Source organism: Paenibacillus sp. fava2, from assembly GCF_058313675.1.
In genome coordinates this window covers 402,615-421,593 of record NZ_CM177755.1, presented here as the reverse complement: position 1 = coordinate 421,593, position 18,979 = coordinate 402,615, and the positions used below count along the sequence as shown (strand labels likewise).

At 55.2% G+C, this 18,979-nt stretch carries 21 protein-coding genes and 1 riboswitch; of the genes, 6 read left to right on the top strand and 15 right to left on the bottom strand.

Annotated elements, in window-relative coordinates; all coding sequences use genetic code 11:
- Nucleotides 1–86: 86 nt before the first annotated feature.
- Nucleotides 87–1,094 (top strand): cation diffusion facilitator family transporter, encoded by a 1,008-nt coding sequence (locus AC4G46_RS01900; RefSeq protein WP_491128766.1) that lies wholly within the window; start codon nucleotides 87–89, stop codon nucleotides 1,092–1,094.
- 120 nt (nucleotides 1,095–1,214) lie between these two features.
- Here AC4G46_RS01900 and AC4G46_RS01895 read toward each other — a convergent pair whose 3' ends face one another.
- From AC4G46_RS01895 to AC4G46_RS01860, 8 genes are all read right to left on the bottom strand, one after another.
- Entirely contained in the window at nucleotides 1,215–1,580 is a 366-nt protein-coding gene (locus AC4G46_RS01895; protein WP_068723657.1) for an ArsR/SmtB family transcription factor, read from the bottom strand.
- 169 nt (nucleotides 1,581–1,749) lie between these two features.
- Nucleotides 1,750–2,490 (bottom strand): ABC transporter permease, encoded by a 741-nt coding sequence (locus AC4G46_RS01890; protein ID WP_491126442.1) that lies wholly within the window; start codon nucleotides 2,488–2,490, stop codon nucleotides 1,750–1,752.
- 1 nt (nucleotide 2,491) lies between these two features.
- The gene (locus AC4G46_RS01885) at nucleotides 2,492–3,208 is read right to left on the bottom strand and encodes an ABC transporter permease (RefSeq protein WP_491126441.1); all 717 of its coding nucleotides are present in this window, start codon (nucleotides 3,206–3,208) and stop codon (nucleotides 2,492–2,494) included.
- On the bottom strand, nucleotides 3,205–4,116 hold the full coding sequence (locus AC4G46_RS01880) for an ABC transporter ATP-binding protein (RefSeq protein WP_491126440.1): 912 nt from the start codon (nucleotides 4,114–4,116) through the stop codon (nucleotides 3,205–3,207). Before AC4G46_RS01880 ends, AC4G46_RS01885 begins: the two co-directional genes overlap by 4 nt.
- Nucleotides 4,117–4,154: 38 nt before the next feature.
- Nucleotides 4,155–5,615, bottom strand: a complete 1,461-nt coding sequence (locus tag AC4G46_RS01875; protein WP_491126439.1) for a sensor histidine kinase — start codon at nucleotides 5,613–5,615, stop codon at nucleotides 4,155–4,157.
- Entirely contained in the window at nucleotides 5,612–6,286 is a 675-nt protein-coding gene (locus AC4G46_RS01870; RefSeq protein WP_491126438.1) for a response regulator transcription factor, read from the bottom strand. The genes AC4G46_RS01875 and AC4G46_RS01870 overlap by 4 nt, the downstream gene beginning before the upstream one ends.
- Before the next feature lie 95 nt (nucleotides 6,287–6,381).
- Nucleotides 6,382–7,419 (bottom strand): EAL domain-containing protein, encoded by a 1,038-nt coding sequence (locus AC4G46_RS01865; RefSeq protein ID WP_491126437.1) that lies wholly within the window; start codon nucleotides 7,417–7,419, stop codon nucleotides 6,382–6,384.
- A gap of 229 nt (nucleotides 7,420–7,648) precedes the next feature.
- Nucleotides 7,649–8,086, bottom strand: a complete 438-nt coding sequence (locus AC4G46_RS01860) for a pyridoxamine 5'-phosphate oxidase family protein (protein ID WP_068723645.1) — start codon at nucleotides 8,084–8,086, stop codon at nucleotides 7,649–7,651.
- A 236-nt stretch (nucleotides 8,087–8,322) separates the two neighbouring features.
- Between AC4G46_RS01860 and AC4G46_RS01855 the strand changes: the two genes are divergently transcribed.
- From AC4G46_RS01855 to AC4G46_RS01835, 5 genes are all read left to right on the top strand, one after another.
- Nucleotides 8,323–9,783, top strand: coding sequence for a hypothetical protein (locus tag AC4G46_RS01855; RefSeq protein ID WP_491126436.1), 1,461 nt, complete (start codon nucleotides 8,323–8,325; stop codon nucleotides 9,781–9,783).
- 72 nt (nucleotides 9,784–9,855) lie between these two features.
- Nucleotides 9,856–9,965, top strand: a riboswitch (TPP riboswitch).
- 129 nt (nucleotides 9,966–10,094) lie between these two features.
- Entirely contained in the window at nucleotides 10,095–11,156 is a 1,062-nt protein-coding gene (locus tag AC4G46_RS01850; protein ID WP_491126435.1) for an ABC transporter substrate-binding protein, read from the top strand.
- A gap of 59 nt (nucleotides 11,157–11,215) precedes the next feature.
- Nucleotides 11,216–11,506, top strand: a complete 291-nt coding sequence (locus AC4G46_RS01845) for a thiamine-binding protein (RefSeq protein WP_491126434.1) — start codon at nucleotides 11,216–11,218, stop codon at nucleotides 11,504–11,506.
- Entirely contained in the window at nucleotides 11,503–12,264 is a 762-nt protein-coding gene (locus tag AC4G46_RS01840; protein WP_491126433.1) for an ABC transporter permease, read from the top strand. The genes AC4G46_RS01845 and AC4G46_RS01840 overlap by 4 nt, the downstream gene beginning before the upstream one ends.
- A gap of 158 nt (nucleotides 12,265–12,422) precedes the next feature.
- The gene (locus AC4G46_RS01835; RefSeq protein WP_491126432.1) at nucleotides 12,423–13,331 is read left to right on the top strand and encodes an ABC transporter ATP-binding protein; all 909 of its coding nucleotides are present in this window, start codon (nucleotides 12,423–12,425) and stop codon (nucleotides 13,329–13,331) included.
- Between the two features lie 474 nt (nucleotides 13,332–13,805).
- Here the strand turns inward: AC4G46_RS01835 and AC4G46_RS01830 are convergent, their stop codons facing one another.
- The 7 genes from AC4G46_RS01830 to nfsA all read right to left on the bottom strand — a co-directional run bounded on the left by AC4G46_RS01830 (nucleotide 13,806) and on the right by nfsA (nucleotide 18,973).
- Nucleotides 13,806–13,943, bottom strand: coding sequence for a hypothetical protein (locus AC4G46_RS01830; protein WP_491126431.1), 138 nt, complete (start codon nucleotides 13,941–13,943; stop codon nucleotides 13,806–13,808).
- 20 nt (nucleotides 13,944–13,963) lie between these two features.
- Nucleotides 13,964–14,566 (bottom strand): response regulator transcription factor, encoded by a 603-nt coding sequence (locus tag AC4G46_RS01825; protein WP_491126430.1) that lies wholly within the window; start codon nucleotides 14,564–14,566, stop codon nucleotides 13,964–13,966.
- Nucleotides 14,566–15,711, bottom strand: a complete 1,146-nt coding sequence (locus AC4G46_RS01820) for a sensor histidine kinase (protein WP_491126429.1) — start codon at nucleotides 15,709–15,711, stop codon at nucleotides 14,566–14,568. The genes AC4G46_RS01825 and AC4G46_RS01820 overlap by 1 nt, the downstream gene beginning before the upstream one ends.
- 6 nt (nucleotides 15,712–15,717) lie before the next feature.
- A complete protein-coding gene (locus tag AC4G46_RS01815; RefSeq protein WP_491126428.1) occupies nucleotides 15,718–16,461 on the bottom strand; it encodes an ABC transporter permease in 744 nt (247 codons plus the stop codon).
- Nucleotides 16,458–17,372 carry an ABC transporter ATP-binding protein gene (locus tag AC4G46_RS01810; protein WP_491126427.1) on the bottom strand — a complete coding sequence of 305 codons (915 nt, stop codon included), beginning with the start codon at nucleotides 17,370–17,372 and terminating at the stop codon, nucleotides 16,458–16,460. The genes AC4G46_RS01815 and AC4G46_RS01810 overlap by 4 nt, the downstream gene beginning before the upstream one ends.
- Nucleotides 17,373–17,447: 75 nt before the next feature.
- Nucleotides 17,448–17,906, bottom strand: a complete 459-nt coding sequence (locus tag AC4G46_RS01805) for a hypothetical protein (protein WP_491126426.1) — start codon at nucleotides 17,904–17,906, stop codon at nucleotides 17,448–17,450.
- A 287-nt stretch (nucleotides 17,907–18,193) separates the two neighbouring features.
- Entirely contained in the window at nucleotides 18,194–18,973 is a 780-nt protein-coding gene (nfsA, locus tag AC4G46_RS01800; protein WP_491126425.1) for an oxygen-insensitive NADPH nitroreductase, read from the bottom strand.
- Nucleotides 18,974–18,979 lie beyond the last annotated feature (6 nt).

The window sequence follows — 18,979 nt, the reverse complement described above, 5'->3', positions numbered from 1 at the left end:
AACCGCTCCATAAAAACCACGCGGGTCATAATCACACTAACGAGCACAGGAATACTAACCATGATCACGCTCATCAACACGGCTACATAGACAACGGTCATGCTCATGGACATGATCATACAAACCATGATAACGCCCATCAACACGGCAGCACAGACAATAAGCACGCTCATAAACACAGTCACACGGGGCATGATCACGCTCACGGACATGGCCATTCCCATGCTCCGGCTGACCGGAAGGGCCTGCTGATTGCCTTGATCATCACCGGCGGAATCATGCTGCTCGAATTTTTCGGGGGACTAATCACGGACAGTCTGGCACTGCTTTCCGATTCCGGGCACATGCTAAGCGATACCGCTTCGCTGGCTTTAAGCCTGGTCGCGATGATATTTGCCGTCAGACCGGCCTCTGCCAAGAATACTTACGGGTTCTACCGCTTTGAAATTATGGCCGCCCTGTTTAACGGGGTTACCCTGTTTGTAATCGCCGGCTTTATCATCTGGGAGGCTGTCAAACGCTTCGGCTCCCCGCCTGAAGTAGCCAGCGGTACCATGATGATTATCGCTGCAGTTGGTCTTTTGGCGAACCTTGTAAGCGCCTGGTCGCTAATGCGCAAAAGTAGAGGTCATGATAATATCAATATCCGCAGCGCCTATCTGCATATCGTCAGTGATGCCCTCGGCTCTGTCGGTGCACTGCTGGCCGGGCTGATTATGTCGCTCTTCTCCTGGTACCTGGCTGACCCAATCATCAGCGTGGTTGTGGCGCTGCTGATTCTGCGGAGCGCATGGGGCGTGGTGAAGCAGGCCTTTCACATTCTGATGGAGGGGGCTCCCCCTTCCGTGGACTCCGGAGCTGTCAGTGCCGCGCTCCTTGGAATCGACGGTGTAATGGATGTCCATGATCTCCATATCTGGAGCATCACCTCCGGCCTGGATGCGCTCAGCGGGCACCTGCTGATCAGGGATAACGCCAGTCATCAGGCTATTCTGCAGCAGGCTGTCCGGCTTATAGAGCAGAACTTTGGCATCCGTCACGTTACTCTGCAGATCGAGAATTCCGCTATGGAGCATGGTGAGTTAAAAGTGTGACCCCGGTCAAGGCCGGGAGCAGAGGTACACCTGATTTTTTCAGCCAACCTGATATTGAACGCAGCAAAAAAACCGTCCCGGGGGCTACTGGCCCTATGGACGGTTTTTGGTGTGCCTGATCTATTCGTGCCGGATATGCTCATGTGTCTGCAGGAAAATCTGCTCAACATGCGCGTCGTTCAGTGAATAATATACGGTTTTGCCTTCTTTGCGGCGCTTCACAATCCGCAGATTCCGCAAGTAGCGGAGCTGATGGGATACCGCCGACTGCCCCATATCAAGGATAGTGGACAGATCGTGCACGCACAGCTCTCTCTGCGATAAAGCGTAAATCATCCGCACTCTTGTCGGATCGCCCAGCGCCTTGAACATCTCGGCCATTTTGTCCGTAGTTCCCCGGTCAGGCAGAATGAGCGCCGCTGTCTCCGGCCCCAGCTCCGAACCGCTGCAGGTGTTATCGCATTCTTCAAGTGCTGCCGGCTCCATGCTTCCGCCCTCCTAATTATGCTTTCCCCCGGTCACGCCGGTCATTAATAAGATTCTCTACGATTAATTATAAAAAAAACTTCGGACAATGTCCATTGAGCTGACCGCAGAGCGTGATCTCGGAAAGTGAACAGCGTGCATTCAGCAAAGCATTTATGGTTAAGCCGCCCTACACCGCCTTGTGCCGGAAAGCCAGCAGACCGGCAGACAGGAACACAATCAGGCTGACGGATACTACAAGCATCAGCGTCTGTGCCGGCAGATGAAATGCGCCGAACTCGTCTCCTCCGAAGGGTGACATGGCAAGCAGAGGCTGGGCCCATGGATAATAGGGCCCGTACGTAGCCGAGTTAACAATCAGCATATTGGGGATGGTCAGGCTGACATTGAGCGCCAGCGGTGCGCCGAAGCTGCTCCAGCCCTGGGATACACCCAGCTGCAGTGCAGCAAGCGGCAGACAGGCGAACCAGCCGCCCGCTATGCTTGAGAGGAACAGCGGCCAGGGTACAGGTCCATCAGCCCCGCGGTACAGGCCCATGCCCAGCAGGGCCGCCAGAAAGGCCAGCTGGACACAGGCCAGCAGCGCCATAACAACAGTAAACTTCGCAAGGTACACCGATGTACGTGTTACAGGAAGCGACAGCATCATCTTCCAGCCGCCGTCACTGTGTTCGGCGCGGCAGATAAGCGCCGCAAAGAGTCCTGTGAGCACAGGAAGGAACAATAAGGCATGCATCAGGGACATGACATTCAGCAGCACCTGCCAGGATAAGGGCTCTCCCTCCTGCTGCAAATTGGCCAGTGCACCCACCGGCAGCGCAATGACCGGGCTGATGACAACCAGCAGCCAGATGAAGGACCTCGACAGCTTCATTCTCTCCGCCGAGAGAATTCTCCAGAACCTCCGCATCTTAGTCCACATCCTTTCGTGCGAAATGAATAGCTCCGGGCAAGATCATCAGCAGGCCAAGCAGCAGGCCGGACGTGATGAACAGCCATGGTGACTCGGCCTCCCAGGCAAGGGCAGGCCAGGTCAGCGGCATCCATTCGGACAGATACATGGAGAAGATACTGAGCAGCGACAGCGTAATCCCGACAGCTACAGGAAAGGTCTGATTGCGGCTGGAGAGGGAGAGCCACAGCTGGAGTGCAATGACCGGCAGCGCACCGGCATAAGAAGCAAAACCAAGCCGCAGGATATCGGCATAAGGTACCGGCTGGGAGCCGAAGCCAAGGATCAGCCCCAGGCCCAGCGTCCCGGCGGACAGCAGCAGACAGGAGCAGACCAGCAGCAGCAGGCAGAGCAGCAGCTTGGCCATAAATACGGCGGTGCGTGAAACCGGAAGGGCCAGCAGCTGTTTCCACGAGCTCATCTGATGCTCAACATTTGCAATCAGAGAGCAGATCAGCGTACCGCCCAGATACAGGGCAATCGGTACGAAGCCGGCAACATTGCTGAGCAGTCCGCCCCACAGATCTGCCTGGTATTGCTCTTTCAGATAATCATAACGGATGCCAAAGTTCAGCCCCTGCATCGCAGTAAGACCGAGCGGCCCGAGAAAAACAAGGAACCACAGGCCTTTGCCGCGTATTTTGAGCCAGTCCGCCGACAGCGCCCGCCACATCATGATACGCCTCCCTCAACAACCTGCAGGAAGAATTGCTCCAGGGACTGCCGGCGTTCCTCGACCCGGTAGACCGCATGCCCGTTCTCTACCAGCTCCTTGATCAGCAGTGCCACGCGTGCATCACTCATGCGGGGCAGAATAACCCGGCTCTCCTGCAGCGACCCGCCGCAGCCCCGCCGCTTGGCCAATTCAAGGGCAGCCTCAGGCTCGGATACCGCAAGCCGGAGATCGCCTGCGGCCTGCTCCTGCAGATGGGCGATCGTATCCTGATAGACCATCTTGCCTTGGCGGATAATGCCTACGGTATCGGCCATTTGCTCGATCTCGCTGAGCAGATGGCTTGAGACGAGCACCGTAATTCCGTGCTCTGCCGGCAGCCGCTTGATCAGCGAGCGGATCTCCTGTATGCCGGAAGGATCAAGCCCGTTCGTCGGCTCATCCAGAATCAGCAGCTCCGGGCTGCCCAGCAGGGCGGCCGCAATCCCCAGACGCTGCTTCATTCCCAGCGAAAACCCCTTGACCGGACGCTTCTCTTCACCGGTCAGGGAGACAATATCAAGCACCTCGGCAATCCGGGACTTGGGGGCATCCAGAATCCGGCGGATCGCCTCCAGATTGTCGACTGCATTCAGATGCCCGTAATATGACGGTGATTCCACAAGCGAACCCACCTTGTGCAAAATCTGCAGCCTGTGCTTCCGCAGCTCCTGCCCGAAGATTTCAATCCGTCCGGAGGTAGGCTTGATCAGACCCAGCAGCATACGGATGGTTGTCGTTTTACCGGCTCCATTCGGTCCGAGGAAGCCGTAGATTTCCCCCCGGCCGATATTCAGCTCCAGGTGCTCAACCGCAGCCCGGCCGCGGTACACCTTTCTTAAACCTGTCGTTTTGATTACCGTTGATTTCATTAGTCGTTCACCTCGGTATCCAGCATAACGCCCCGAGGTTAAAGCAGTGGCCGCAGCAAGTTTAAATTTTGTTTAAATTTTGCGTCCGCGGCTGAAAAAATTTCAATGGATGTCCCCTGCGGGGAGCTGACGGTCTCCCGGGCAAGCTCCATCCGGTTCAGCAGCAGATCAACTATGGACAGGCCGAGTCCCGCTCCTGCTGCTTCGGGAGCGCTGTCCATCCCCTGTCCGCGGTCAGAGATGACAACCGCACGCCCCTCTTCCCGCGTTACCAGCTGCACGCCGACGTATTTACCGCTGCGCGCGTGGCGAACAATATTCTGAAACAGATTATCGAGAATCCGCCGGAACCAGCTCTCGTCGATAACCCAGTATAAGGCTTCTCCCTCCAGGCTGATGTCCACCTCGAACCCTTCCTTTTCCCACAGGGGATACCAGGCCGCTGCACTTTCCCGTAATATCCGCAGCACATCCTTGCGCTCAGGGTTCAAAGTTACCCTGCCGCTGCTGAGCAGGTTGTAAGACAGCAGATTATCAATCAGGCCGCTGAGGCTCTCAATCCGCTCGTCCATCAGCAGAATGGACTCCTGGCCGCGCCGGGATAAGCCCTCCTTGCCCAGCACATGGAGATGGCTGCGTATTACGGTCAGCGGAGTCCGCAGATCATGTGACAGGTCGGCGACCAGCCGCTTGCGCAGCCCTTCCTCCTCCGCCTCCCGCCGGCGGCTCACAGTCAGCTCTGCAATCATGTGATTGAACGCCTCTTCCAGACGGCCGATTTCATCCGCCTTGCCGGGTGCAATGGGTTCAGGAATGCCGGCGCCTCCGGTGAAGCTCATGGCTGTCTGCAGCCGCAGCAGGCGCCTGCGGATTCCGGTGAAGAACAGCCAGGATACCGCAACAAACAGAGCAAAAAAGATCAGCAGTACGAGAATATACCAGGAGCTCAGGCTCTGGAAATGGTAGGCCTCGGTAATCTTCTCCGGTATCTGCATAACCAGGAAGCCTTCGCCGGCATCTGCGCGGTCGCCTATGAATGCGACAATGGCCAGCGGGTCCTGCCTGGCCGCATCCTTCATGAAGGCAATTGCTTCTGGTGCGCTCCACTGCGGAGGTATCCTGTCCATCCCAAGCTGCCCCTGAAGCTGCGGCTCCTCCGGTGTATGAATCTGCCGGGTCTGCCCCTCACCATCTACCCAGAACATGCCGGCCAGCGGATAGCTGCCGCTCAGTTCCTCCAGCCTGCGATTGATCGCATCAGGAGTCTGCCCGGACAGGCCCAACGCCTCCTGATGCCACTGCTCCTCAAGTGCAGTGATGTTGGAATACAGCTTGTATTCCTCCGGCGGCCTTTCGGCCATCTGAAGATTAAACAGATTATAGACCGTAAATGTCAGCGGAATACCGACCGGGATAAATAACAGAGCGGCCATAATAATCAGCAGATAACGGGACAGCAGCGACTGCTGGCGCCCGCGCAGGCTCCTCCGTACGCTCATGCTCTCACCCTATAGCCGATCCCCCGCACGGTCTCAATAATCTCCGGAGCAGCCGGATCGAGCTCCAGCTTCTCGCGCAGATAGCGGATATGTACCATTAATGTCTTATCGCCTTCAATATAGGCCTCGCCCCAGACGGCTTCATAGATCTGCTCCTTGGTCAGGATCTGCCCGAGATGGCGCAGCATGTAGGTGAAAATCTGAAATTGCTTGCCTGTAAGCAGAATCTCGCGGCCGGTTGCCGCTTCCTGAATCACGTTGTTGCCTTCATATACAACAAGATGTTTAAGGATTAGCGGCGCAGGCTCGGCAGCACCCGTCCGCCGTAGCAGCACTTCAATCCTGGCTGCCAGCTCGTCGGGATGGAACGGCTTCGTCAAATAATCATCCGCGAATTCCAGCCCCTGCAGCTTGTCATCTATGGAGGTACGGGCGGATAACATCAGAACCGGCATCTCCGGATAGGCCCGCTTCAGCCGGTGTCCAACAGTAAACCCGTCAAGTCCGGGCAGCATGACATCCAGAATGGCCAGCTGGCAGCCTGCCGCAGCCTCAACGGCCCCCTCACCGCTCTGCAGCCAGCGGACCGCATACTTCCTTTCCCGCAAATCTGCAGAAACGGCACTCCCGATCTCCCCGTCATCTTCCACATACAGCAATGTAATACTCATAGCCCCTCCATTTTTTCTGAATTTGTCTCGTTCGCAAATAATCCCCGGGGCGGCGGATAAACCGCGTTCGCTCCGGGGAACATGTACTTCATACGTTATGCGCTAAATCCGAAATGTGCCGGCGGCTTGTCCTCCGGTTTGCCGAAAAGATAACCCTGGGCAAGCTCGATGCCGATCTCCCTGCAGTACTGGAATTCTTCCCGCCGCTCGATGCCCTCGGCCAGTACACTGGCTCCAAAGGATCCGGCCCGGCTGATTATATCCTTGATTGTTCTCTGTTTGCCGTTATCCTGATCGCAATAGCTGATCAGATTCCGGTCAATCTTCACATAATCCGGCTTGAGGCTGGACATGACCTCCACGGTCGAATACCCTGCGCCGACATCATCCAGCGCGACCCGCATCCCTTGTCTGCGGTACTCGGTAAAAATCGCCTGCAAATGCTCCATGTTGCTGATTTTCTCCGTCTCCACTACCTCAAAAACAAAGTCCTCCGGGTCCTGATCCAATCGTTCGATGGTCTCAAAGGTGTGGGTAAGGCAAAAATTCGGATTATAAATGGAGGATGGCAAAAAATTAACGAAACGTTTAATCCCCCTGGGCAGCAGCCTTGCACTGGTCTCAATGGCCGAAATGCGTGCGGCACGGTCCAGAAAGGAATGAAACCCGGTCTGCCGGGCGATTTCAAACAGCTCGTAGGGCTGAAAAGCATTTCCCTCGGGCAACGGCCGCAGCAGCAGCTCAAAGCCCACAATTTCCTCGGTAAAATTCACAATCGGCTGCATGTGGCTGGTAAAGTCATGATTGGAAATGATGGAAATCAGATTGTCGTTAGCGAATCTTATCTCTAGCTGCTCCAAGGAGACCCAGCGCTCTGCTGTCAGGCTGCCTGACTTGCCGCTGATGCACAGCTTCAGACGAGTATCCGCTTGTTCCTGCAGTATGGTGAGCAGCTTCAGCAGCTCAAAGAGCGATTCTTTGGAAGCGTACGGCATCTTCCCCGTATTCTTCACTGCTGTGAATTCCACTCCTGAAGATTTCAATGCAGAGGCAAGCACAAAGGTACACGGCCGAAACCGGATTTCCCCCTCATCCTCCACCGGCTCTATCGCAGAGCAGTCCCTACAGTTCATAGACATCCTCCCTCGCATCAAATGTCGAACCTTTAGTGAGGCCATTATATCATGATCTGCCAATTTTTAGCCATGCGGTGATGCAAAATGACGGCTTTACCCTTTTTTTGCAGGTTAAAGTCTGATTCTGGCTGCCGGTGCATCCTAAAAAGCCACCTGCGGAACCGGAGTCCGCGGGTGGCTGTATTTTTTGCCGGCTGCTCAGTCTGATACGCTGCCCGGAAATCTGTTATTTCCCTGCAGTAGCACCAGGCTGCCAGACGCCATGCTCTTTGTTTTTGCCCATATACTCAATGCGTGTAGGCGTAAGCTCCAGGATAACATAATCCGGATCATCCGGTCCCTTGAACCACTCCTCCAGCGACTTGTTCCAGACCTTGGAGCGCAGGCTGTCATCTTTGGTGACGGAGGCTCTGGCTTCAATCTCCAGCACATCCCTGCCGCCGCCCTGTTCATATCCAAGCAGCAGAAAAGCATTCGGGTTCTCCTGCAGCTCTTCTACCTTATGCGTTTTGCGATTGGTAGCCAGATAAATATTCAGTCCGTCATGAAATACCGCCATATAACGCACCTTTGGTTTGTTGCCGGCTTCGATCGTGCCGAAGGACCCGAACTTGTTGTCATCCAGCGCCTTGAGGATAGTCTGCTCCAGCTCATTGTTATTCATGGACGAAATAGCTCCTTTCAGAAATCACGCAGATACACATTTTATATATCCGCATTCGCAATTTGGATTTATCATAAAAATTGTGCCTACTATAGTGTACCCCCTTCATTCACATTGAATCCGGGACAAATCCATGAACAGATCCCGCTGTGAGGGTATGGCTTAGCGTTGCTGCCTGCCGGTTAGGGTAATACTACACCATACTGATATTCTGAAAAATAAGGTGGAACCTGTGTATGACTAAGCTTTTGGCTGAATCCCCCGAACCGGTGTTACATACTGCGCTGCTGCAGTTTATTTTTCCTTTCTCCATTCAAAACGGTGAGGATGACAAGCTGATCCGGCAGCTTAAGCAGGACGGCTTCACGCGCTTTTTTCTGGACAACAAAGAGCTTGAGGATGCCTATTACGGAGAAGGATACTGTGTGTCGCATGAAAAAATGGAGCGCAGCTACCTTCCCTTCGCAGCCCATGTGCTGTTTCCGCGTGAAAAGGATAAGGATTCCTTCCGTCGCTTCTCCAAGGTTAACAATCTGGCGAGCACGCTTAATATGCCCGGCCGGTCCATTCCCTTCCGGATACTCTCGACAGATATTTTTCTCTGTCCGTTTCAGGTTGGCTTTCTGACTATCCGGACCCGGCTTGAGGATACTCCGCTCCCGTACAGTGTGGCGCTGGAATTCGCCGACCGCTTCCGCACGCTGGAGGATGCCACTCTTGAGGATAAAGGAACCTCTATCCAATGTGGCCGGAAGTCCTTTGAACTGGTGGAGGATTTTCTATTTGAAAATCTTGTGCCCAGCCTGAGGCCGTTTCTGGACCAGTCGGAGCTTGACGGGGCTTATTTTGAGACGCTGCCCTTTTTTGTCGATGAAAGAATGATGGTTCAGGCCTTTTACGGCTTTGTTCCTGACGATGACGAAGATGAGCTGGATATCGGACTGAGATTCCGTGCCTCCCAGCTGGACGGGCTGGACGGAGACGGCAGTCCTTATATGAGTGCAAGCGACCCGGACTATATCAGAGACTATTGCCAGGAGCATTCCTACAACCGCTGGGGGCCGGACAGCTATTATATGACCAATGAGCAGACCTTCTGCTGCCTCAGCAGAGCCAAGCCCGAAATCGCCACCAAGCTGATCAACCAGATGTACGGCGAATATTATTACGGGCTGCTGCTTAGTATTTTTCATAAAATCGTTCTGCTGAAGCTGTCCAATCTGCACTCCCGTCTGCGCATCAACCGTGACTACGATGAAATTGAAAATCTGATCTTCCTGATCAATAAATTTTCGGCCAAATTCTACTTTATGGAGCTGATTTCGCAGTCGCAGGGCCGGGAGATTTTTTTCCAGCTGCGAAAGGTTTACGGCAATGATGCCTTATTCGACGAAGTGAAGATGACGCTGGATGACCTGTTCCAGTACCAGGACAAGTTTCAGGCCAAACGCCGGGATACGCTGCTGATGATCCTTACCGTGTTCACGGTGGTCAGCGGCATTTACGGAATGAATCAGGTCATTGAGGACCTGAAGGCCCCGATTGACTGGAGCAAAATGACGGGCTATTCCCCATTTGAATATCTGGCGCTCTTCCTTACGTTTACAGGGATTGCCGTCAGCATCCTCCTGACATTGAAAGAGCTGTGGAACGGGATCCGCAGCCGCCGCAGAAAGCGGTATTACTCCAGGGAGTAGGGAGATTGCTACTGGACAACCCCCGGCGGGGCGTCTATAATACACCGTAGAATAAGCAATACCCGATAAACTTCATAGAACCAGGGGGGCTGGAATTGGCCGGCTGAGAGTGTATCCCTTTAAGATACTGACCCTTATACCTGATCTGGATAATGCCAGCGTAGGAATTCATAACTGCTTCCCGGTCCCCCGCGGCCGGAGCCTGCAACCTTGCGCAAATGACTGGCGTCCCGATCTTCGGGGCGCTTTTTTGCATATCAGATTTAGAAACTGGAAGACTAGGGATTGCTGGAAGGAGTGAACCAAGCGAAATGGGAATCAAAAAAGGCAAACTGCTCTCTCTCGCCTGCATTCTGAGTCTGGCGATTGCCGGATGCGGCAGCAACAACGGAGCAAACGGAACAAACGGCGGTAACGGAGGTAATGCCTCCCCGGCACCGGCTGCGGAAGCAACTGCTGCGGCGCCGGCAGCACTGACGAAGATCAAGGTTGCGCTCGACTGGACGCCGAACACCAACCACACCGGCCTGTACGCGGCCAAGGAGCTGGGCTATTACGAGGAAGAGGGCCTTGATGTGGAGATTGTCCAGCCGGGAGCGGCCGGAGCCGATACAATGGTGACCTCGGGCGAGGCCGCGTTTGGCGTCAGTGCCCAGGAGGCGTTGACGCTGGCCCGTCTGCAGGGTGTGCCGCTTGTATCCATTGCCGCCGTCATTCAGCATAATACCTCCGGATTTGCTGCACCGAAGGACCGCAACATCACATCACCCAAGGATTTTGAAGGCAAGACCTACGGAGGCTGGGGCTCACCGGCTGAAGAGGCAGCCATGAAAGCCATCATGGACCCGGAAGGCGGCGATGTGAAGAAGGTGAAGCTGGTGAATATCGGGGAAGCCGACTATTTTACCGCCGTGAAGCGCGATATTGACTTTGCCTGGATCTTCTACGCCTGGACCGGTATTGAAGCCGAGCTGCGCGGGGAGCCGCTGGATATGCTCTACCTCAAGGATTACGCGCCGCAGCTTGACTACTACACCCCTATTCTTACAACCAGCGAAAACGTTATTGCCGAGCAGCCCGAGCTGGTGAAGGCGTTCCTAAAAGCCACGTCGAAAGGATATCAGTACGCCATCGACCAGCCGGAGGAAGCCGCCGCCATCCTGACCAAGGCTGTGCCTGATCTTGATCCTGAGCTTGTCCTGGCCAGCCAGAAATGGCTGAGCCCGAAATATACGGACGATGCTGCCCGCTGGGGTGAGCAAAAGGCTGAAGTCTGGCAGAACTATTCCGACTGGATGTACGGCCTGAAGCTGCTGGATCAGCCGCTGGATGTGGACAGCACATTCACCAACGAATTTTTGCCTGCAGAGTAAGCACAGCTTAATTTGAAGAAGCAAACAGATGATCTAATACACTGAGAGGATTGATTATTGTGGCAAATACACTGCTTAGCATTCAGGTTATTCCTAAGACACCAAACGGTGAGGACTCCATTCCTTACGTAGACAAAGCGATTGAAGTGATTCAGCAATCCGGCGTGAAGCACCAGGTGAACCCGCTGGAAACAACCATGGAGGGCGAGATCACCGAGCTGCTGGAGGTTGTCCGCCAGATGCATGAGGCGCTGGTTACAGCCGGCAGCCCTAGCGTCATTTCCCAGATCAAAATCGCCCACAATCCAAACGGCATCAGCATGGACAAGCTGACGGAGAAATACCGGTGAGACCGTACTTCAAGCAGATTTGGCCGCCCTTAGTGGCGGTCGTCTTGTTTATAGGGATCTGGCAGCTGTCCGTATCCGTATTCGGGATTGAGGCCTGGATTCTTCCTGGACCAGGGGCGATTGCCCGGACTTCTGCAGATAATGCCGCCAGCATCTGGTCGCATACCGCAGCTACTCTGCGCCTTACCCTGATCGGCTTCCCGATCGGCACAGGCACCGGTCTGATTGTAGCCCTGCTGCTGCATCTGCTGCCCTGGCTGAAGCGGGCGCTGTATCCGCTGCTGATTCTCAGCCAGAATGTGCCATCGATCGCACTCGCGCCGCTGCTGGTCATCTGGTTCGGCTTCGGCCTGCTGCCCAAGATTGTACTGATCACGCTTGTCTGCTTCTTCCCGGTGGCAGTCGCCGCTATGGGGGGACTTGCGCAAAGCGACCGTACGATGATGAACTATATGAAGATGGCGGGGGCGGGCAAGTGGCAGATCTTTACCAAGCTGGAGCTGCCCGGTTCCCTGCCCGCCCTGTTCTCCGGCGTCAAAATCTCCGCCACCTACGCCGTAATGGGCGCTGTTGTCGCCGAATGGATCGGCGCCGACAAGGGGTTGGGCTATTACATGCTGCTGCAGAAATCGGCTTACCGCACCGATAACGTGTTTGTCGCCATCGTCATTATTGTGTTACTAAGTCTGGTGCTGTTCGCCATCATTGCCCTGGCGGAGAGATGGCTGGTCCGCTGGAAGCCGCGGAAATCGGAATAGGCCCGATTCAGAGAATTTAGTTGGCGTTTTTCCCACTAATACCAGGCAGCCGCCTGCTTACACATGCAAATAGGAGTACATACGCCGCTGATTGTGGTCTATATAACGTATAATTTGCAACAGACGACAAGCTCAACTGGAAAGGAGGTTAATGCTGTATGTCTCATCAAACAGAGAACGTTGAATCAACGGACCCTTTCACTCCTACTGGCCACCGGAGCGGGGCTGCCAATGCTCAAGATTCTGCGGCTGCCGGCACTGAGGCCGCAGACCGCAACGCCGCGCAGAATCTGCCTCCGGCGCTTGAGGTCAGCGGCATCTCGAAGACGTTCGGCCGCGGCCGCAAGGAGACCCGTGTGCTGAATGACGTCTCTCTCACCGTCCGGCCGCAGGAGTTCGTCTCCATCCTCGGCCCGTCGGGCTGCGGCAAAAGCACCCTGTTCCACATCATCGGCGGCCTGGAGGCCCCGGATACCGGAACAGTGAGCATGAACGGCCGCACCGTTACCGGGAAGCGCGGCGAGATCAGCTACATGCCGCAGCAGCCCGCGCTCTTTCCATGGCGCAGCACCCTGGACAACGTCCTGCTGGCCGGTGAGCTGAAGGGCGAGCCGCAGGCCGCCGCCCGGGAGAACGCCCGCCGCTGGCTCGGCCGGGTCGGGCTCGGCGGCTTCGAGCAGGCGTACCCGCACATGCTGTCCGGCGGTATGCAGCAGCGGGCCGCTTTTCTGCGCGCCCTGCTCGCTCCGCAGGAGCTGATGCTGCTCGACGAGCCGTTCAGCGCGCTCGATGCGCTGACGCGCAGCGACATGCAGCGCTGGCTGCTGGAGCTGTGGGAGGAGAACCGCCGCTCCGTGCTGTTCATCACCCACAACATTGAAGAAGCGCTGCTGCTCTCCAGCCGGATTTATGTCTTTTCCGGCCGGCCCGGCTCGATTCTCCATACCGTGGATGTTCCGTTTCCGCGGCCGCGCCGCGAGGAAATTACCGATACGCCTGAATTCCTGCTGCTCAAGCGCCAGCTGTCACAGTGGATGCGGGAGGAGCAGGCCAAGGACAGGAAGTAGCCGGAGAGCCGGACTTCGGGGCTGCAACGGTGCGATCATGCAACTTTTTAATACTGAAAATCCCTGCCTACCTGTGCAAACAGGAGGGCAGGGATTTTTTTATATCCACATTATAATGAGAATGATAACGGCTAGAATCCCTACTGCAATCAAAAGATCAGTAACCTGCCTCCAAAAACCCGGAGGACCCTCATTGTGATATTTTTCAGCGTTAACGTCATGGTTAGCTTTATGACCGCCAGGATCAGTCGAGTTTGGAGGACCTGGGTTAAAAAAATTAGACATGATTATCATCTCCTTTTAATTATTGTAACATATTTCCATAACCTCACCCGCCGGCGGCACAAAAAAAGCATGGTCCCCGGCAACACCGGTGTACCATGCTTTTTAACAAATCCTGCGATCCCGGCAGGAGTCCGCCCTGAAACCGCAGCGGTTACCGCTTCATGAAGCCCTTCTCCTGCAGATAGTCCTTCATGTGCAGGCGCGCAGGTGGTCGAAGTGATCCAGTACTACCATAATAGCGGATACGGCAACAATCAGTTCTACTGCAGGAATTACATTCACCCATTCCTTCCGGAAAAACGGCAGGAGAGTAGCATTCGGCAGCAAACACGGATCACCTGGAGCGGCTAAATCCAGCCCTTCTCCTCCGCCAGCCGCACCGCCTCGATCCGGCTTTTGACCTCCAGCTTGCCGAGGATTTCCGAGATGTAATTGCGGACGGTGCCGTAGGACAGGTGCAGGCCACTGGCAATCTCGCCTGCCGACTGGCCTGCACCGGCCAGCTTCAGAATTTCCCGCTCGCGCTCCGACAGCGGATTCTCCTCGCGCAGGCTGCCGAAGACCAGCTCGGGTGAAACCTCGCGGTGGCCCTGCATCACCCGGCGGATGGCCCCAGCCAGCTTGTCTACCGGCTCGTCCTTCAGCAGATAGCCCTGGATCCCGGCCTTCACGCCGCGCTCAAAATAACCGGGGCGGGCGAAGGTGGTCAGAATAATGATTTTGGCCGGGGCCTTGCGAGCTTTGAGGATTTCTGCAACCTCCAATCCGCTCATCAGCGGCATTTCAATATCCATGAGGCAGATGTCAGGCTGAACACTCTCTACTAGAGCCAGTGCTTCTGCACCGTCACCAGCCTCCCCCGCGACCTCAATATCGTCCTCAAGGTCCAGCAGCGAAGCCATCGCTCCGCGTAGCAGCCGCTGATCCTCAGCAATAACAACGCGTATCATTATGCAGTCACTCCTTCCTTCACAATTCTCGGGATAACGACGGTCAAGACTGTTCCTTTACGTTCCCCTGCGTTAAGCGTCACACTGCCTTCGATCAGGGACAGGCGCTCCGCCATTCCCTTCAGCCCGTTGCCTGCACGGTGCTCCCCGCCGGGGCTGCCGGCCTGCCGCAATCCGGTTCCGTTATCCTCAATAGAGATCCGCACTTTGCCTGCGGGCATCTCAACTGTGATTCTACACCGGTCGGCTCCGCTGTGCTTCACGATGTTGGTTACCGCCTCTTTAATGCAGAGGCTCAGGATATTCTGCGACAGGTCAGAAACCCCTTCCAGGGATACATCGCCTTCCACATCCAGGGCAATCTCAGCGGACCGCAGCATCTCTCCTGCTTCGGCCAGCTCCTCAGCCACTGAAACGGCGCGCATCTCCGATACCAGCTCCCGCACCTGGCGCAGTGCGGCGCGGGAGGTGCGCTGAATCTCGCGGGCTTCCGCCTGGGCGCGCTCAGGGTCTTTGGCGGCCAACTTTTCGACGAGCTGGCTTTTCAAAGTGATCAGCGATAGCGTATGGCCCATCGTGTCATGCAGGTCGCGGGCAATCCGCATCCGTTCCTCGCGTTTGACCATTTCCTTAATTACTTCATTGGCCTGATCCAGCTTGCGCTCCAGCAACCGGTTGCTGCTCAGGGAGCGGATCCCAAAGGGAAACACCAGCATAATCAGCAGGAAGGGTACCAGGAATACCAGATTCTCCAGTTCCATTCCCTGTACAGCTATCAGCAGCGGGACCAGTATGGACAGGGCAAATACGGCGTAAGCGAGCCTGAACAGCTTTTTGTCAGTGTACCAGCCAACAAAATTGGCAGCATAAAAACCAAGGTAAAAATTATAAGGTGTATAAAATACACTCAGCACGACAATCAGCAGCAGCTGCAGCCCCAGCCACAGATGAAAAGCTTTCCCGCTGCCTGCCCAATACAGCTGTTGGTATGTCACGGCGAACAGCACCAGCATACAGACGCCCAGCGCCAGCTTCCATCCGTGCTCGGTCTGCAGATAGAACGCCGGCATCAGCAGATACAGCAGCCATACATAAGGGAATGCCCCGAACCTTTGCGGGAACATATAAAACTTTTTTCGTGCCATTGTCCGCTACACCGCTTCCTGTTTTTTCCGGATATATACCGATAGTAGCATAAAGATTGCCAGATATCCGAGCAAAATCAGTACTCCGCCCCACTGCGGATGACCTCCCTGCACCAGTCTCCACGCCCCGTCCCCGTAATTATAGGAGGGCAGCCAATGCCCGATTCTTTGCACTGCCTTAGGCAAAATCTCCAGCGGCATCCACATCCCGCCCGCCAGCGCCAGCACCATATACAGCATATTACTGACCCCGCTCGCTGTATCCACCCGCTTCATCAGTCCGACCAGTGTTCCCAGCGCCATAAACGGCAGGGCGCCAAGTATAATCCACAGTCCGCTGAACAGCCATTCTGCCGCGCTGAGCGATACCCCGTTGATCAGATAACCTGCCGTAAAAATACACAATACCGAGAACAGATGCATAATGGTCTGGCCGAACATTTTTCCGAGAAAATAGATTGAAGCCGGCAGCGGTGTAATCCGCATAAACGTATTCCAGCCCTGCGTCCGTTCCTGCACCAGCCGGATGCCCAGCGTCATAATCGACGAGCCCATTACGCTGAACGCCGACATCGACATCAGATAATGCGTCTGCCACTGCTTAACATCATCAGTCCCCGTATTCACTACTTTGGTAAAAATAAAATAGAACAGGATCGGCATCAGCAGCGACCAGAACACATAATACGGATTGCGTATAATCCGGAGCAGCTCCGCCTTGCACTGGTTCATCAACAGGTTCTTCTTCATTGCTGCTCCGCCTCTCCCGGGTTTCCGGTTAATTGTTCAAATGCCGCATCCAGCCGCCCCTGATCAATTCTTACATCTTTAACTTCCAGTCCCCCTGTAAAAATATCCCGAAGCGCTTCGTCCGTACTCTCTGTCATTACATAAATCCGTCCGTCCTTATCGCTGATTTCATTAATAGAGGGAAGCTGCCGAAGCTGTATCAGCAGTTTGGAGGCGTCTCCCGCCGGCAAGAAGGAAAGTGAGCTGCGGGTTAACCGCGATTTCATTTCATCCGGAGTGCCGTCGGCTACCAGTGTTCCCCTGCTGAACAGCAGAATCCGGTCCGCTATATCCTCTGCTTCCTGCAGATAATGTGTGGTGAACAGGATCGTCTTGCCCCCGGCGGCCAGCCCGCGCACCGTCTCCCAGAACTTCCGCCGGGCCGCCACATCCATCCCCACTGTCGGCTCGTCCAGAAACAGCAGATCCGGGTCGCCGGCCAGCGCCAGGGCAAAACCGAGGCTGCGCTTTTGCCCGCCGGACAGCTTCTCCGCGTACCGCTTCAGGTCTGACTGCACCAGTCCCGTTGCCTTATACAAGGCATCTATGGCCATCGGCTGCGCGTAGTAGCTGCGGGTCAGCGAAATCAGCTCATGCACCTTCAGCCGGTCCATCACACTTACCTCCTGCAGCATCGCTCCGGTTCTTCCTCTCACTGCCTTATGCTTGGGCGGCAGGCCGAACACGCTGATCCGTCCCTCTGTCGGCTCGGCCAGGCCCAGCAGCATTGCCAGCATTGTTGTTTTACCTGCACCGTTCGGCCCCAGGATCGCTGTCACCGTTCCCTTGCCGATACTGAAGCTGATGCTGTCCACTGCCTTCTTGCCGTGGTAAACCTTACTGACCCGCTCCATCTCAATTACGTGCTCCATCTCTGTTCCCCCTGTGTCCTTAATCTTCATACATTTATAGTACAGAAGGCTGAGAGATGACATTAGTAAGGACTGTCACTGAATTGAGTTGACAATTGTCACCTTTGGTGGAAAGGGCAATAGAGTCAGGCAGCTGCAAGCCAATTGGCCCGAATCAAGAGCATTTTTGCCTTTCATTTCGCGCGCCAAGCCCCCTTGGCCCGAATCAAGAGCATTTTTGCCTTTCATTTCGCGCACCAAGCCCCCTTGGCCCGAATCAAGAGCATTTTTGCCTTTCATTTCGCGCATCAAGCCCCCTTGGCTCGAATCAAAGGCATTTTTGCCTTTCATTTCGCGCACCAAGCCCCCTTGGCCCGAATCAAAGGCATTTTTGCCTTTCATTTCGCGCGCCGGGCCACTTTGGCTCGAATCAAAGGCATTTTTGCCTTTCATTTCGCGCACCAAGCCCCCTTGGCTCGAATCAAAGGCATTTTTGCCTTTCATTTCGCGCGCCGGGCCACTTTGGCTCGAATCAAAGGCATTTTTGCCTTTCATTTCGCACGGCTAGTTGCTATAGGCTACAGTGAGCGGGTTTATTTATTGTATTATCACTGCTAATTACTACTATTTAGTCAAAGTTACTTTCCCCTTCAATGCAGTTCCTTACATCCCGACTGTATTCTCACAGCTCCCCACTGCGCCTCCCCGTCTGTTTCCACCTCACCCGCCGGCGGCACAAAAAAAGCATGGTCCCCGGCATCACCGGTATACCATGCTTTTTTTAATGCAGTTCCGCCCACCCCTGCGAACTCTAAGGTAATCCGCTTGGATACCGCAGCGGCCTACCGCTTCATGAAGCCCTTCTCCTGCAAATAGTCTTTCATATGCAGGCGTGCAGGCTCGGCAAGCCGCTTGGCCATCATAGCCGACCACGGGGTGCTGCTCTGTCCGCCGGTCCGCTTATGCATGTAATCACTGCTTACCTTGTCGTAGATTTCAACCTGGTCTGCCGTTTTCTCCTTGTCATAGCCGTTGTAATGCAGCACTGCAGATAACGGCAGGCGCGGACGCAGGCCGGCTTCTCCGGCCGGAGTGCCCAGGCACATGCCGAATACAGGATAGACCAGCTCAGGCAGGCCGAGCAGCCCGGATACGGCGGCGCTGTTGTTGCGGATCCCGCCGATGTAGACAACACCGAGCCCCAGGGACTCTGCAGCAACCGCCGCATTCTGTGCTGCCAGAGCAACATCAACGGTGGCGACGATCAGGTTCTCAGTCGTGTCTTCGTAGGTCTCTGCATCGCCCAGATGCGGGCGTACGGTTTCCTTCAGCCGGTAGAGATCGGCGCACCACACCAGAAACACCGGGCATTGCTCAATATAAGCCTGATTACCGGAGTACGCGGAGAGCTTCGCCTTTAGTGCAGTGTCAGTAACAGCAATCACGCTGTAAGCCTGCACATTGCTGGAAGTGGAGGCCATTTGCGCCGCGCCGATAATGGCGGCAAGCTGCTCCTCACTTACAGGGGTGTCCAGGTACTGGCGGACCGAGGCATGCTTCATTAACAGCGATAGGGTCTCGTTGTCCGGACCGCCTGCCGCAATCTTTTGATCATCACTCATTGTTAT

What these genes read in the sequence shown, in the direction of transcription:
- AC4G46_RS01895 (WP_068723657.1), bottom strand. Translation starts at nt 1,580, where the DNA reads ATGGAGCCGGCAGCACTTGAAGAATGCGATAACACCTGCAGCGGTTCG.
- AC4G46_RS01890 (WP_491126442.1), bottom strand. Translation starts at nt 2,490, where the DNA reads ATGCGGAGGTTCTGGAGAATTCTCTCGGCGGAGAGAATGAAGCTGTCG.
- AC4G46_RS01885 (WP_491126441.1), bottom strand. Translation starts at nt 3,208, where the DNA reads ATGATGTGGCGGGCGCTGTCGGCGGACTGGCTCAAAATACGCGGCAAA.
- AC4G46_RS01880 (WP_491126440.1), bottom strand. Translation starts at nt 4,116, where the DNA reads ATGAAATCAACGGTAATCAAAACGACAGGTTTAAGAAAGGTGTACCGC.
- AC4G46_RS01875 (WP_491126439.1), bottom strand. Translation starts at nt 5,615, where the DNA reads ATGAGCGTACGGAGGAGCCTGCGCGGGCGCCAGCAGTCGCTGCTGTCC.
- AC4G46_RS01870 (WP_491126438.1), bottom strand. Translation starts at nt 6,286, where the DNA reads ATGAGTATTACATTGCTGTATGTGGAAGATGACGGGGAGATCGGGAGT.
- AC4G46_RS01865 (WP_491126437.1), bottom strand. Translation starts at nt 7,419, where the DNA reads ATGAACTGTAGGGACTGCTCTGCGATAGAGCCGGTGGAGGATGAGGGG.
- AC4G46_RS01860 (WP_068723645.1), bottom strand. Translation starts at nt 8,086, where the DNA reads ATGAATAACAATGAGCTGGAGCAGACTATCCTCAAGGCGCTGGATGAC.
- AC4G46_RS01855 (WP_491126436.1), top strand. Translation starts at nt 8,323, where the DNA reads ATGACTAAGCTTTTGGCTGAATCCCCCGAACCGGTGTTACATACTGCG.
- AC4G46_RS01850 (WP_491126435.1), top strand. Translation starts at nt 10,095, where the DNA reads ATGGGAATCAAAAAAGGCAAACTGCTCTCTCTCGCCTGCATTCTGAGT.
- AC4G46_RS01835 (WP_491126432.1), top strand. Translation starts at nt 12,423, where the DNA reads ATGTCTCATCAAACAGAGAACGTTGAATCAACGGACCCTTTCACTCCT.
- AC4G46_RS01825 (WP_491126430.1), bottom strand. Translation starts at nt 14,566, where the DNA reads ATGATACGCGTTGTTATTGCTGAGGATCAGCGGCTGCTACGCGGAGCG.
- AC4G46_RS01820 (WP_491126429.1), bottom strand. Translation starts at nt 15,711, where the DNA reads ATGGCACGAAAAAAGTTTTATATGTTCCCGCAAAGGTTCGGGGCATTC.
- AC4G46_RS01815 (WP_491126428.1), bottom strand. Translation starts at nt 16,461, where the DNA reads ATGAAGAAGAACCTGTTGATGAACCAGTGCAAGGCGGAGCTGCTCCGG.
- AC4G46_RS01810 (WP_491126427.1), bottom strand. Translation starts at nt 17,372, where the DNA reads ATGGAGCACGTAATTGAGATGGAGCGGGTCAGTAAGGTTTACCACGGC.
- AC4G46_RS01805 (WP_491126426.1), bottom strand. Translation starts at nt 17,906, where the DNA reads ATGAAAGGCAAAAATGCCTTTGATTCGAGCCAAAGTGGCCCGGCGCGC.
- nfsA (WP_491126425.1), bottom strand. Translation starts at nt 18,973, where the DNA reads ATGAGTGATGATCAAAAGATTGCGGCAGGCGGTCCGGACAACGAGACC.